The organism is Anaerostipes sp. AF04-45 (assembly GCF_003461725.1).
Taxonomy (GTDB): Bacteria; Bacillota; Clostridia; order Lachnospirales; family Lachnospiraceae; genus Anaerostipes; species Anaerostipes caccae.
The window spans coordinates 184144-196777 of record NZ_QTXQ01000002.1; the positions used below are offsets into that span (position 1 = coordinate 184144).

The 12634-nt window shown below is 44.4% G+C and carries 16 protein-coding genes, 1 tRNA gene and 1 other annotated feature; all 17 genes read right to left on the reverse strand.

Annotation, left to right across the window (positions count from 1 at the left end):
- Positions 1 to 59 precede the first annotated feature (59 nt).
- The gene (locus DWV34_RS03760) at positions 60 to 1214 is read right to left on the reverse strand and encodes a BMP family ABC transporter substrate-binding protein (RefSeq protein ID WP_022260805.1); all 1155 of its coding nucleotides are present in this window, start codon (positions 1212 to 1214) and stop codon (positions 60 to 62) included.
- 242 nt (positions 1215 to 1456) lie between these two features.
- Positions 1457 to 2464, reverse strand: coding sequence for a tryptophan--tRNA ligase (gene trpS, locus DWV34_RS03765; protein ID WP_022260806.1), 1008 nt, complete (start codon positions 2462 to 2464; stop codon positions 1457 to 1459).
- A 114-nt stretch (positions 2465 to 2578) separates the two neighbouring features.
- The gene (locus DWV34_RS03770; RefSeq protein ID WP_009290460.1) at positions 2579 to 2947 is read right to left on the reverse strand and encodes an ACT domain-containing protein; all 369 of its coding nucleotides are present in this window, start codon (positions 2945 to 2947) and stop codon (positions 2579 to 2581) included.
- A 203-nt stretch (positions 2948 to 3150) separates the two neighbouring features.
- Positions 3151 to 3336, reverse strand: a complete 186-nt coding sequence (locus DWV34_RS03775; protein ID WP_009290459.1) for a hypothetical protein — start codon at positions 3334 to 3336, stop codon at positions 3151 to 3153.
- 12 nt (positions 3337 to 3348) lie between these two features.
- Entirely contained in the window at positions 3349 to 3588 is a 240-nt protein-coding gene (locus DWV34_RS03780) for a type II toxin-antitoxin system RelE family toxin (protein WP_039930521.1), read from the reverse strand.
- Positions 3589 to 3807: 219 nt separating this feature from the next.
- Positions 3808 to 3880: transfer RNA gene (locus DWV34_RS03785), tRNA-Thr, on the reverse strand.
- 49 nt (positions 3881 to 3929) lie between these two features.
- Positions 3930 to 4634, reverse strand: a complete 705-nt coding sequence (locus DWV34_RS03790) for a metallophosphoesterase (RefSeq protein WP_009290458.1) — start codon at positions 4632 to 4634, stop codon at positions 3930 to 3932.
- 21 nt (positions 4635 to 4655) lie between these two features.
- Positions 4656 to 5234 carry a sigma-70 family RNA polymerase sigma factor gene (locus DWV34_RS03795; RefSeq protein WP_006565916.1) on the reverse strand — a complete coding sequence of 193 codons (579 nt, stop codon included), beginning with the start codon at positions 5232 to 5234 and terminating at the stop codon, positions 4656 to 4658.
- Positions 5235 to 5241: 7 nt separating this feature from the next.
- Positions 5242 to 5982 (reverse strand): 23S rRNA (guanosine(2251)-2'-O)-methyltransferase RlmB, encoded by a 741-nt coding sequence (gene rlmB, locus DWV34_RS03800; protein WP_009290457.1) that lies wholly within the window; start codon positions 5980 to 5982, stop codon positions 5242 to 5244.
- A complete protein-coding gene (locus DWV34_RS03805) occupies positions 5979 to 6410 on the reverse strand; it encodes a Mini-ribonuclease 3 (protein WP_006565918.1) in 432 nt (143 codons plus the stop codon). Before DWV34_RS03805 ends, rlmB begins: the two co-directional genes overlap by 4 nt.
- On the reverse strand, positions 6395 to 7795 hold the full coding sequence (cysS, locus tag DWV34_RS03810; protein WP_009290456.1) for a cysteine--tRNA ligase: 1401 nt from the start codon (positions 7793 to 7795) through the stop codon (positions 6395 to 6397). Before cysS ends, DWV34_RS03805 begins: the two co-directional genes overlap by 16 nt.
- Positions 7792 to 8475: a serine O-acetyltransferase EpsC gene (gene epsC / locus DWV34_RS03815; protein WP_009290455.1), complete on the reverse strand. Its 684-nt coding sequence runs from the start codon at positions 8473 to 8475 to the stop codon at positions 7792 to 7794. Before epsC ends, cysS begins: the two co-directional genes overlap by 4 nt.
- Positions 8476 to 8634: 159 nt before the next feature.
- Positions 8635 to 8859: a binding site (T-box leader), on the reverse strand.
- A 44-nt stretch (positions 8860 to 8903) separates the two neighbouring features.
- Positions 8904 to 9668: an ABC transporter permease gene (locus DWV34_RS03820; RefSeq protein WP_009290454.1), complete on the reverse strand. Its 765-nt coding sequence runs from the start codon at positions 9666 to 9668 to the stop codon at positions 8904 to 8906.
- The gene (locus DWV34_RS03825; protein WP_118475511.1) at positions 9662 to 10576 is read right to left on the reverse strand and encodes an ABC transporter ATP-binding protein; all 915 of its coding nucleotides are present in this window, start codon (positions 10574 to 10576) and stop codon (positions 9662 to 9664) included. Before DWV34_RS03825 ends, DWV34_RS03820 begins: the two co-directional genes overlap by 7 nt.
- Before the next feature lie 112 nt (positions 10577 to 10688).
- The gene (locus DWV34_RS03830; RefSeq protein ID WP_009290452.1) at positions 10689 to 11243 is read right to left on the reverse strand and encodes a biotin transporter BioY; all 555 of its coding nucleotides are present in this window, start codon (positions 11241 to 11243) and stop codon (positions 10689 to 10691) included.
- A 12-nt stretch (positions 11244 to 11255) separates the two neighbouring features.
- Positions 11256 to 12215 (reverse strand): biotin synthase BioB, encoded by a 960-nt coding sequence (gene bioB / locus DWV34_RS03835; protein ID WP_009290451.1) that lies wholly within the window; start codon positions 12213 to 12215, stop codon positions 11256 to 11258.
- 141 nt (positions 12216 to 12356) lie between these two features.
- On the reverse strand, positions 12357 to 12536 hold the full coding sequence (locus tag DWV34_RS03840) for a hypothetical protein (RefSeq protein WP_006568939.1): 180 nt from the start codon (positions 12534 to 12536) through the stop codon (positions 12357 to 12359).
- Positions 12537 to 12634: the final 98 nt, after the last annotated feature.

Genomic DNA, 12634 nt, shown 5'->3' on the forward strand with positions numbered 1-12634 from the left:
GAATATACAATGCCCTTCTCATTCATCCATGACTCTCATGGAAATTTCTGCTGCGCTGCTTATTTTACAACGATGTTTTTGAAGTACCAGTTGATTTTTCCTTTGATGTCTTCGTCGCTTAAAGTTTCGCCCTTTTTGCCGACCTTCTTGCCGTCGTTGGTCTCGATGACACCGTCAAATACATTGAAGTCGCCGGAAAGCATCTTTTCTTTTGCCTCCTCGATCTTCTTTTCCGTACCCGGAGCGATCAGTTTCTTGTTAAGCGGAGCGATGTCAACCAGTCCCTCTTTCATGCCGCCGTAGTAAACTTCCGGCTTCCATGTTCCGTCGATGAGTTCCTGAACTGCCTCTGTATAGTAAGCACCCCAGTGCCAGATCGTAGATGTCAGCGTAGCTTTCGGAGCATCTTTTGTCATATCAGAGTTATATCCGACACCCCATACGCCTGCTTTTTCCGCTTCCAGCTGTGGGTTCGGCGTATCACAGTGCTGTCCGATCACGTCACATCCCTGGGAGATCAGGGCTTTTGCCGCATTTGTCTCTTCATTCGGGTTAAACCAGCTGTTTGTCACTTTTACATATACTTTTGCCTTTTTATTTACAGAGTAAATACCCATGGCAAACGCATCCACGCCTCCGGTCACCTCGGCATTGTCCTTGCCCATAGCCGCAACATATCCGATCTTGTTGCTCTTCGTCTTAAGGCCTGCCGCGATACCGCTTAAATATCTTGCCTGATAGATTCTTCCGAAATAGTTGTTAAAGTTGGAATCATTCTTCTTATATCCGGTTCCGTGGGAGAATACTACATCAGGATACTCTTTTGCCATAGCTTCCATCGTGTCCATGTAGCCCCAACTTGTACCAAAGATCACGTTGCATCCGTCTTCGATACACTCTTTGATCGCAGTCTCTGTCTTAGTCGGGTCTGTGTCTGTGATATTGGTCTTGCGCACGATCTGATTGTCTTTCAGGCCCAGCTTCTTCTGCATTGTTATGATACCCTGATCATGTGTGTAAGTGTACCCTGATCCCTCGGAAGGGTCGGAAATATGGATCACTCCGATCTTGAGATCTTTTTTGGCAATCTTGAACTGTTTTTTCTCCTCCTTCTTGTCAGTTGTCGTCTTCTTGGAACCGCAGCCTGTCATCAATCCAAGGACAAGCACTAACGACAAAATAATACCAGTGACTTTTAAAACTTTTTTCTTCATGAACCTTCCTCCTTCTGCCTGGCTTCCGCCTTGTGCACGGATGCCAAAACTGCGCCTGTGCGCATTAAATGATATTAAAATTATAACAAAAGCGCCTGTCCACTGCAAGATACTTTTGCCTATTCAGGTCTCAAATGGCAGGCAATATAAACTTTTCTTTTGCATCAAAAAATCCGGTGAAAGCAGCCTCTGAAAGCTGCCCGCACCGGATCTTGCTGTTTTGTACTCATATTCCGCACATATCAGCGGATACGGTCAGGGAATCCCACTTTGTGCTGTACCTTTCTCAAGGTCTTCGCTGCATAGTAAGAAGCCTTTTCCCCATTATCTTTTATGATCTTATTTAAATAATCTTTATTCTTCATAATGTCGTTATAGCGTTCCTGAATCGGCCGCAGTTCTTCCACAACCACTTCTCCAACCCGCTCTTTCAGCTTTCCGTATCCCATGCCTTCAAATTCAGCCACTGCTTCCTCGGGTTTCTTTCCGTTGATCGCGCAGTAAATATCCAGCAGATTTTTAATGCCTGGCTTTTCTTCTGAATAAGCAATACATGCCTCGGAGTCCGTCACCGCCTTCTTAAACTTCCTCATGATCGTGTCCGGATCATCCAGAAGCAGAATGTGTGCATTGGCATTCTCGTCAGATTTGGACATCTTTTTCTCCGGCTCCTGAAGGCTCATGATCTTCTGTCCGACTTTGCCGATATATGCTTCCGGAATCGTGAATACATCACCGTATATCTTGTTAAATCTTTCAGCAATATCTCTGGTGATCTCCAAATGCTGCATCTGGTCTTTTCCCACGGGCACCACATCAGACTGAAACAGCAAAATGTCTGCTGCCATCAGGACCGGATAAGTGAAAAGTCCTGTGTTGATATTTTCCGGATGCTTCTGTGACTTATCTTTAAACTGAGTCATCCGGTTCATTTCCCCCATATAGGTAAAGCAGTTTAAGATCCACATGAGTTCTGCGTGTGCCGAAACGTGTGACTGGTAATAAATACAGTTTTCTGCCGGATCAAGTCCTGCCGCTATATAGAGTGCCAAAAGGCTCCTGGCCCTTTTTCTCAGCTCCGAAGGCTCCTGTCTTACTGTGATGGAATGCATGTCCACAACACTGTAAAAACACATATACTGATCTTTATCAATGTCCACCCAGTTTTTTAATGCTCCCAGGTAATTGCCCAATGTAATAGTACCGGTGGCCTGCATGCCACTGAATAATGATTTCTTTCCGTCTAACATCTGTCGTTCCTTTCTTCCATAAATTTTCTCTGGATTCATCATATCATATTGCAGGAAAGTTTCCAAACATTCAGCGCAATCTTTTCACAGAACTTTTCAGTCAAGTCCGGAAAATCAATGTGTGATTTCATATCCATGATCCGCTAGAACACGGACGGCTCTTTCAAAGTTTTCGGCTTTGGTCAGTATATAATCCGTATTATAAGTAGAAATAACAAAAATCCCGATTTTGTGATCGGCCAGCATGGAAGATATTTCAGCCAAAATCCCAATCAGAGAAAAATCAAGGATTCCCTGTATCCGGAACGCCCTCCAGCCGTCTTCTCTCTCGATCATGTCGTCAGGCATAAACTCCGTGGGGCAGACCAGTGAATTCTCCTGGTCGGTTTTAGCAAAAAAGCAAAACTCATTTTGTAAATCTGCCTGGGAAACATCGTGAAGCTTACCGATGGAAAAATCCTGTTTTAAAATCTTTAGTTCCATTTTGTATTACCTCCATATTTCAATTTATATGTTCCTGAAATATTTTAAAAAAAGAGACGGGTAGCCGAGTAACCCGCCTCATAATCTCTAGTGTTTCAGTGCCTCTTAACTCCGCATAAAATTGTACTTTTTATAATAACCTTATTCTTATTTACCATTTTCTCATGTAAAAGAGGGCCTACATCTGCAAACGTTTAACATGACTAATCCCAATGAATGTCTTCATGCAAAATTGTAGCACTCCTGTCTGCTTTTGCCTCTGCAATTGCTTCAATCTCATCCGGATCAGGACTCACTTCCGGAATAAATTTCAAAATTACCTTGTAAATTGTATCTATATCCTTTTCATCTATCATGTCAATCAAATTCTTTATTGTTTCTCTGCTCATTGTTTACACCTCCTAAAGCCTCTTATATGCTTTTCCCCTTGGTCTTATCTCATTTATTGTTATTATATCATTTTCAAACGTAAATAACACACGCAAATTACCAACCCCTAATCTATACTCACACTCATATCCAGTTAATTTTTTTACATCACCGAGCGGTAATTTCTCAATGCTGTCTTTCAAGCGTCTTTTAGTTGATTTATCACAACTATTTATGTATTTAACAGCTTTCTTTTTATATTCTATTTTCATTGTACCAACCCCTTTCTTGGTACTGTAAGTATATTTCATGATTCTACTTTAACATATTTGGAATTTAAAGTAAATCATTTTTTTGTAAATATATGTAATAAAAAATCTCGTTAAAATTATTATATCAAAATCATTTTCCTATTCTTCATACAAAGCATTCAAGCAAAAAAAACGACTCAAACCCGCATAAAATCAAGGTTTGAGCCGTTTCTTACGATAAGCTGATGACGGGAGTTGAACCCGTGACCTCCTCACTACCAATGAGGTGCGCTACCACCTGTGCCACATCAGCAAGACCGTTATTAAATTTATCATACCGATCGAATCTTGTCAATATTTTTTCATATTTTTATATAAAATTCTTCCTGATCATTCAATCTCAGACAGCCAAGATTTTCACCGTAGGCGGCTCCGCAGTCAATGGCGATCCTGTGATCCCATTTTGTAATATGAAATGCGGCAGCCTGTTCCCTTGCTTCTTCCGTCAAAGTCCCGGCATAATAAAGCAGTGCACCTGTGGGTGTGTGTCCAAAAACAACGGTATACGGACAGGCAAGGGCAGCATTGAAAAACTCCCTGCGAATCCATAAAAGGTTATCCCGGTCCATCTGTGAAATCTTATCCTCTGAATCTCCCAGTGCTGCATCAATGCCTGCATGAACCAAAAGATAACGCTTGTTCTCCACTGTGATCATCCGGTAAAGAGGAAGCTTTCGCACAAACTCAATACATTGCTCCTGCTCCTTTTTCGGAAACGACATAAGAGAAGCTAACGTAACACCTCCGCCGTTAAAAATCCACGTCTCATACCATGACTCTTCGTCATCCATCGTTCTTAGAAACATATCTTCATGATTTCCCATGAGAAGTTCCATATTCGGCTGTTCCCTTATATATTCCAGCAGCTGGATGCCATCCGGCCCGCGGTCCACCACATCTCCGATAATATATAATTTATCTTCCGGAGAGAAACGGATCTTCTCCAGCATCTCAAAAAAAGCCCGGCCCTGGCCGTGAATATCGGACAACGCATAAACATTCTGCATGTATACTCCCCCTCCGGGTGATTAACTTTCTTCCCCTAATTTTCTGCGGATCCTCTGAATCGCATTGTCAATGGACTTTTTCGGTTTGTCCAGTTTTACGGCGATCTCCACATAATTCTCTCCGCTCAGATAAAGTTCCATCACATCTTTCTCAAAACTGCTGAGCTTTGTCTCAATTTTCTTATAATAGTCAGAGATGTTTTCCTTTTGTATCAGAACCTGTTCCGGATTTGTGTCTTCTTCCATAAACTGGTCTTCCTCTCCCTGTTCATTAAACAGTGAGATATAATTGTTCAATGGACCGTGTTTCTTTCTCTTGGAAGCCGTCACCGTCGTATAAATCTGCCGTTTTACACAAAGTGATGCAAATGTAGAGAAGGAGGCGTTCTTTTCGTCATCATAATTTTTTACAGCTTTAAAAAGACCGATCATCCCTTCCTGGATCAAGTCCTCCTCATCGGCTCCGGCCAGAAAGAACTTCCTGGATTCCCTGCGCACCAGTCCCCCATACCGGTTCAGAAGAAAATCCATCGCCCGATCGTCACCGCTTTTTATCTCATTTAACAGGTCCCTGTCAGAATAATGTTCAAAGTCTTTCATAGTTCCCCTATTTTAAAAGCCTCTGCCTCACGATCTCATAAGCCAGCACGCCGGCTGCAACCGATGCATTCAGAGAATCAATATCGCCGTTCATCGGAATAGAAGCGGTATAATCACACCTCTCCTTCACAAGGCGGCTGACACCGCTGCCCTCGTTTCCGATGACCAGCCCAATAGGACCGGTTAAATTCTGGCGGTACATCATGTCCCCGTCCATATCAGCACAGACAAACCATAATCCCCGCTCCTTCAGTTCTTCCATCGTATTTGACAAGTTGGTCACTTTGACCACCGGGGTATAATTCAGCGCTCCTGCGGATGTTTTTGCCACCGTCGGGGTCAGTCCCACTGCCCTTCTTTTTGGAATGATAACGCCATGGGCTCCGGCAAGATTTGCTGTTCTTATGATAGCTCCCAGATTGTGAGGATCTTCAATACCGTCCAGTAGAATAAAAAACGGATCTTCCTTCTTTTCCTCTGCCCTGGCAAACAGATCTTCCATCTGTCCATATTCATAGGCCGCAGCCATTGCGACTACGCCCTGATGATGTTCCTTTGTAAGCTGATCCAGACGTTCTTTTTCTACAAAATTCAGAACTGCGTCTGTCTTCTTTGCCTCCCGGACGATCGTCCGGACGGGACCGTCCTGGCATCCGTCCAGAATATAGATCTTATCAATGGGCTTTCCCGCCCTCAGTGCCTCCAGCACCGCATTTCTTCCCGCCAGCAGATATTCTTCGTAACTCATTCATTTTCTCCTACATCTAATCCAATTTTAATCAGCTCCAAAGCCCGTGCCGTCCTCCCGGATAAGTACAGATATCCGATCAGGGCTTCGACCCCTGTGGCCATCCGGTATTCCACGATCGAAGCATTTTTTGCGGCCGTAGCAGATTTGGCATTTCGGCCCCGCTTATAGACGGCTGCCTCTTCGTCTGTGAGCTTTTCTTTAATATTATCATAAACCCCTGCCTGAGCGGAAGCTTTCACCAGACTGCTGGATTTTTTGTGATACTTATTCACACTCATGTTCCCTTCAGAGATAACCAGTGTCCGAACGGCGATCTCATAGACCGCATCTCCGATGTAGGCGAGCCCAAGGGGTGAGTAAGCCTTAGGGTCCATTTGAGGCAGGTCAAGTCCCTTCGTCATAAACTCAATTAAGCTCGTTTCCATTTTACGCCTTCTCTTGTATCCTTTAAAATAATCCCTTTTTCCAGCAGTTCGTCTCTGATCTCATCTGCTCTGGCAAAATCTTTTTCTTTTCTCGCCTGCTGCCGTTCCTCAATCATCCTTTCAATCTCTTCATCCAGAATATCTTCTTCCTGCTTTGTCTCGATTCCGAGTACTCCGCACAGCGTTTCCATGGTTTCCAGGAGCTTTGCCGCATAATCAGAGGATGACTCTTTTACGGTTGTATTGGCCAGCTTCACAAGTTCAAAGATGGCAGAGACCGCATCCGCCGTGTTGAAATCATCTTCCATAGCTTCCTCAAACTTGCCGACCAATTTCCTTGCTTCTTCAAGATTAGCCTCTTCTTCTTTTCCTGCAGCTGTCTCCGGTTTATCGGCCTGATCCCTTACAAGATCAATCGCTGTGAGGATGCGGTCCAGTCCGTTCTTGGCAGATTCCACAAGCGTATCGCTGAAGTTCAGCGGATTGCGGTAATGTGCGCTCAGCATGAAAAACCGGATAACCTGCAGCGGATATTTTTCACTGATCTCTCTGACAGTAAAAAAGTTGCCGGCTGATTTGGACATCTTTTGATTGTCGATATTTAAGAACCCGTTGTGCATCCAGTAGTTTGCAAAACATTCGTCGTTGCATGCTTCACTCTGGGCAATTTCATTTTCGTGATGAGGAAAAATCAAGTCCTCTCCTCCCGCATGAATGTCAATCGTATCCCCGATATACTTTTTCGACATTTCGGAACATTCGATATGCCATCCCGGGCGGCCTTCTCCCCAAGGAGACGGCCATGCAATCTCACCTTCTTTTTTCGGCTTCCAAAGCACAAAATCAAGCGGATCTTGTTTGCCTTCTTCCCCGCGGACTTTAATATCCCTGTGGCCTGCCTCCAAGTCGTCAATGTTCTTTTTGGAAAGCTTTCCGTATCCGTCAAAAGAACGGGTTTTAAAGTAAACCGTACCATTTACTTCGTAGGCATGCCCTTTTTCAATCAAGGTCCCGATCATACGGATCATTCCGTCGATCTCTTCCGTGGCTTTCGGCTGATGGGTCGCCGGCTTCACGTTTAAGCCTTCCATATCTTTTTTACACTCTTCAATGTAACGCTCTGCGATCTCTGTGGCAGATACGCCTTCCTCATTGGCTTTCTTGATGATCTTATCATCCACATCTGTAAAATTTGAGACGTAATTCACATCATATCCTTTATATTCAAAATATCTGCGGACCGTATCAAAGATGATCATCGGCCGTGCGTTTCCGATATGAATATAGTTATAAACTGTGGGGCCGCACACATACATCCCCACTTTCCCAGGGTGTACCGGTACAAACTCCTCTTTTTTTCTTGTCAGTGTATTATAGATCTTCATTCTCTATCTCCTTTCGCAGCATCTTCTACACGTTTGCAGTGCTCCATAAATATATTCAGTGCACTTCTTAACTCAGCGTTTTCTTTTGCCAGCTTCTCAATATCCATGTCAACCGGGTCCGGAAGATCGATCTGGTTGAGCTCCAGGCTCTGAATCCTGGTCCCGTCTCTCTTGATCACTCTGCCCGGCACTCCGACCACGGTGGAGTTGGGAGGCACATCGGAAACTACAACGGAACCCGCTCCTATTTTGGAATTCTTCCCAATCGTGATCGATCCTAGTACTTTCGCACCGGCGCTGATCAAAACATTGTCCTCGATGGTAGGGTGGCGCTTCCCGGTTTCATTTCCGGTGCCTCCCAGCGTGACTCCCTGGTAAATCGTCACATTGTCGCCGATGATCGTAGTCTCACCGATGACAACCCCATGTCCGTGGTCAATAAACAGGCCTTTTCCTATCTGTGCTCCCGGGTGAATCTCAATCCCAGTCTTTCGGGCAATCTTTTGTGATATCTTTCTGGCCTTATAAAAATTTCCTTCCTTATACATACGATGGGTGATCCGATACCAGTATAAAGCCTTTACATAAGGATATAAATATACTTCCTTTTGATTTTTAAGGGCCGGGTCCCGGTCCTTTATGATGTCAAACTGGCTTTTTGCAAACTCTCTAAAGCCCATACTTACCTCCATAGAACAAAGTGGGCAAGCCCACACTTCAACTTCCCAATGACGCAGTCAAATAATTTCCTTACACATCTGTGTACAGCCCGCGGAGCGTTTTTTATTTCACAGGGAAGGTCGCAGAGCTTTCCTAAGTAATAAAAAACTCCGTCTCAAAAAAGAGACGAAGTTATATCCGCGGTTCCACTCTTACTTAAAGTATCCTTGAGGATGCTTTCCCTTAACCTTCCGTTAACGCCGGCCACGTACAGGACTACTTTCGATTCGCCCTGTCTGCTCCCAGAGGCATTCCCAACACATTTCCTAAAAACTGCTTTCAGCCGGTGACAGTTTCTCTCTGTTAGTTCCAGTGTAGGTACTCTTTCTGTTCTGCGCATTTCACTTACCATATAGTTTATGCGCTTTCCATAAAAATGTCAACCGGGTTATTTGATATCCACACGTTTAAAATGTATAACTCCGCCGGCCGCAGCCGCAGTAAGAAATACAAGTCCGGTTAAAACCCCCGGAAGAAGTTCAGCATGTTGTGCGCCGCTCTGAATGATCATAGACAGCATGTTGCCCGGCCAGTATTTTGACAGCTGCACCGTATGCCCCAATAGTTTTGTGAGTCCCATATCGCCATATAATGCAATGGTTCCGATAACGTCCAGCCCAATGATGGCAACCGGAAGGACAAACTGTGTCTTCCTTATTACAAAGGCGGCCATGACATACAGAGAAGTGATACTGAGGACCAGAATATATTTTGTGAACAAAAAGCCTGCGGTATTGCTTATAACATTCCCGCTCAAATCTCCGGTTTTCCAGTAAAACGCAGCGGTGATTCCCACAATTACGATGCTCACCGCGAAATAAACCGTTGCCAGCAGAACACTCACGATCCACTTGGAAGCAAAGATTTCATTCCTCTCGTAATGCTTTGATGCCAGGTTTTTAATGGTTCCATAGGTATATTCACTTCCGATGAACAGGGAAATAACGATCGCCAGCAGAATCAGATAAGAGGTATCTGTCCCCTGTATCCTTGAAAGGACCGTCGTCTGCGTCCCAGTACCGCCGCCCATTTTTTCCACAAGATGATAAAGAAAATTTTCAGATCCCGCCAGCAAAAGAAACAGCACTCCGCACACACGAAATGACGTTGATTTTAACAATTTATAAACATCTGCCCGAATTAAATTTAACATGCCGCACCTCCCACTGCTCTTAAAAAGTATTTTTCCAAATCCATGTTTTCTACGAAGATTTCTTCTACCTGGATTCCTTCCTGCATAAGCGCCTGATTGACTTTCCCTGGCTTTTCTAAAAATCCGTAGACCTTCAGTTCTTCTTCTCCAACCATCTGGAATTCTCTGGCTGAAAACTGCTCTCTCATAACTCTGCACGCCTTCTCCCGCTGTTCCTTCGGCATCTTTACCGTGAGACTGGACTGGCTCTGCCTGTTTAATTCTTCTTCCGTAAATTCCTGGATCAGTTCGCCCTTGTGGATGATACCGTATCTGGTAGCCAGTTTCGATAACTCTCCCAAAATGTGGCTTGATATCAAAACCGTGATGTGATGTTCCTGATTCAGCTCCTGGATCAGCTCTCTGATCTCACGGATTCCAACCGGATCAAGCCCGTTGGTAGGTTCATCCAAAATTAAAAATTCCGGATCGCCCAAAAGTGCAATGGCGATCGCCAGCCTCTGCTTCATACCAAGGGAAAAATTTTTCACCTTCTTCTTTTTGGTGTCTGCAAGCCCTACCTTTATAAGAACTTCTTCAATCTTTTTCGGATCCTTCAATCCCCTGAGCTTCATCTCCACCATGAGATTCTCTCTGGCCGTCATACCGGGCATCAGCGCCGGATATTCAATCACTGTCCCGATCTTCTCTCTGGCCTTCACCAGATCACCGGAACCGAACAGGGAAAGTCTGCCGGAGGAGGGTTTGGCCAGTCCTGCCATCATCCGGATCATGGTAGTCTTCCCTGCACCGTTCTCCCCGATGAATCCGTAAATATCTCCCTTCTTTACTTCCATACTGACATTTCTCACTGCTATTTGTTTTCCAAAGGATTTTGTAATCTCCTCTGCTTTCACAATCGTATCCATATATCCTCCTTGTACTATCGTATTATTGTACTGATCTTTTAATACAATAATACGATAGTACAAATAATTTGTCAACAAAAAGGCATGAAAAAATTATTTTCATGCCTTTTCATCAATGCGAAGACGCCGACGCCGTTTGCTTCACCGTATGCCGTATGCTGTTTCCTATCGCCGCAGCCAGTATCATTTTCACCAGGTCCCCCGGCAAATATGGGATGACTCCGGCCATGAGGCCCTGGAGCGGTGTAAGGTTCATCTGTAAACAGAGCCAAACGGTTCCGAACAGATATGCTGCCAGCGTTCCAATCACCATTCCTGCAAATTGTATGGTCCTTTTTCCTCCGGAGTGATCCGCTGCAAACCCGCAGACTGCAGCCGTCAATATGAATCCGATCAAATATCCGCCCGTAGGACCGGCAAGTTTGGACAGGCCTCCCGTAAATCCCGAAAAAACAGGAAGTCCCGCTGTGCCAAGCAGCAGATAGATCACATAACTCACAGTACCTGATTTGCACCCGAGTACAAATGCTGTCAGATAAATGATCAGATTTGTCAGAGATATTGGAACCGGTGTAAACGGCAACGGAACAGAAAGCGGTCCCGCAACGCACATGAGTGCCGACATCAATCCTATGAGTGTCATCTGCCTTGTTTCTAGTTTCTTCATGGTTATTCCTCCTTATGTCAATGAAAATCCAAGCTGTAAAAACATTTTTCTGTCGTCTTCCACCCTGTTGCCGGATGTAGTGAGCATATCACCAGTGATTGCTCCGTTTGCCCCGGAACAAAACGCCTCTCTTCCGCAGTCTTTCATCAAATTCCGCCCTGCAGCCAGACGAATTTCTGCTTTTGGATTTAAGAGCCGGAACACTGCGACCGTTCTCAGTATTTCTTCTTCCTTAAGCCTTCTTCTTCCTTCCAGAGGAGTACCTTTGATCGGCGTAAGAACATTGACCGGGATCGAGTCAACTCCGAGTCCTGCCAGCTCAAGGGCCAAAGAAAGCCTGTCCTCCTCTGTCTCACCCATTCCGATGATCCCTCCGGAACAGATCTCAAGGCCTGCTTTCTTTGCCCTCTCGATATTTGCGATCTTATCATCATATGTATGCGTCGTGCAGATCTCAGAAAAAAAACGTCTTGATGTCTCTAAATTACAGTGATATCGTGTAACTCCATTCCTTTTCAGATCTAAAAAAGCATCATAAGACAAAAATCCGTGGGATGCACAAAGGGAAACACTGCACTGCTCAGACATAACACGATAGGCCTTTAAAGCTCTTGAAAAATCTTCTCCCTCAAGGGATTTTCCGGCTGTCACGACAGAGTATCTATGTATTCCTTTCCTCTCCTGCATCCGGCAGTCCTTTAAGATCTCTTCGGCCGGAAGAAACGCATAATCTTCCGCATGGGTCCGGTGATGGGATGACTGTGCACAAAACCTGCAGTCCTCGCTGCACTTTCCGCTTTTCCCATTGATGATCGTGCAGAGATCTCCATGGTCTTTGCAAAAATGCTTTCTGATCCTGTCCGCCGACCGGCACAGCATCTCAAGATCTGCATCCAGCAAAAACAATACATCTTCTGTTTTAATCTGTTCCTGTTCTCCTGAAAGGATCTGTCTTGTAAATTCCTCCAGCATATAAACTCCTTTCTCTTTCCCTCTTCGTTATTGAAGTATACGCTATGAACTTCAAATTGTCAACCATGATAAGTATATAGGTTAACAATTCAGATGTATGAAAACGTGCGCCGCATATTGACGCACGTCTAAAATTGCATTTTATTCTTCCTCTTCAAGGATGCCTAATTCCTTAATCCGTTCCTCAATCTTTTTCATAGATTCTTCATAGGTAAGTCCGTCTTCCGTATCTTTTTCCTGTACATCAGCACGCTTTTCCAGCAATTCGTCGATATCTTTACTAAATGGATTATTATCTGTTACTCTTGTTAAAAGTCCCATGTATCTTCCTCCCTGCTTTCTGCTCTCCCTTTTCGCTGATCTTTATTTTATTCATTTTATCCGTTTCTTGTCAATATATTCTTATGAGAAATTTGACT

Excerpts from the sequence above, each read along its gene's own strand:
- DWV34_RS03780 (WP_039930521.1), bottom strand. The coding sequence starts at position 3,588 with ATGAAAATAGAATATAAAAAGAAAGCTGTTAAATACATAAATAGTTGT.
- DWV34_RS03790 (WP_009290458.1), bottom strand. The coding sequence starts at position 4,634 with ATGCAGAATGTTTATGCGTTGTCCGATATTCACGGCCAGGGCCGGGCT.
- DWV34_RS03795 (WP_006565916.1), bottom strand. The coding sequence starts at position 5,234 with ATGAAAGACTTTGAACATTATTCTGACAGGGACCTGTTAAATGAGATA.
- rlmB (WP_009290457.1), bottom strand. The coding sequence starts at position 5,982 with ATGAGTTACGAAGAATATCTGCTGGCGGGAAGAAATGCGGTGCTGGAG.
- DWV34_RS03820 (WP_009290454.1), bottom strand. The coding sequence starts at position 9,668 with ATGTTAAATTTAATTCGGGCAGATGTTTATAAATTGTTAAAATCAACG.
- bioB (WP_009290451.1), bottom strand. The coding sequence starts at position 12,215 with ATGCTGGAGGAATTTACAAGACAGATCCTTTCAGGAGAACAGGAACAG.
- epsC (WP_009290455.1), bottom strand. The coding sequence starts at position 8,475 with ATGGGCTTTAGAGAGTTTGCAAAAAGCCAGTTTGACATCATAAAGGAC.
- DWV34_RS03830 (WP_009290452.1), bottom strand. The coding sequence starts at position 11,243 with ATGAAGAAACTAGAAACAAGGCAGATGACACTCATAGGATTGATGTCG.
- DWV34_RS03805 (WP_006565918.1), bottom strand. The coding sequence starts at position 6,410 with ATGGAAACGAGCTTAATTGAGTTTATGACGAAGGGACTTGACCTGCCT.
- trpS (WP_022260806.1), bottom strand. The coding sequence starts at position 2,464 with ATGTTAGACGGAAAGAAATCATTATTCAGTGGCATGCAGGCCACCGGT.
- DWV34_RS03775 (WP_009290459.1), bottom strand. The coding sequence starts at position 3,336 with ATGAGCAGAGAAACAATAAAGAATTTGATTGACATGATAGATGAAAAG.
- DWV34_RS03825 (WP_118475511.1), bottom strand. The coding sequence starts at position 10,576 with ATGGATACGATTGTGAAAGCAGAGGAGATTACAAAATCCTTTGGAAAA.
- DWV34_RS03840 (WP_006568939.1), bottom strand. The coding sequence starts at position 12,536 with ATGGGACTTTTAACAAGAGTAACAGATAATAATCCATTTAGTAAAGAT.
- DWV34_RS03770 (WP_009290460.1), bottom strand. The coding sequence starts at position 2,947 with ATGGAACTAAAGATTTTAAAACAGGATTTTTCCATCGGTAAGCTTCAC.
- DWV34_RS03760 (WP_022260805.1), bottom strand. The coding sequence starts at position 1,214 with ATGAAGAAAAAAGTTTTAAAAGTCACTGGTATTATTTTGTCGTTAGTG.
- cysS (WP_009290456.1), bottom strand. The coding sequence starts at position 7,795 with ATGAAGATCTATAATACACTGACAAGAAAAAAAGAGGAGTTTGTACCG.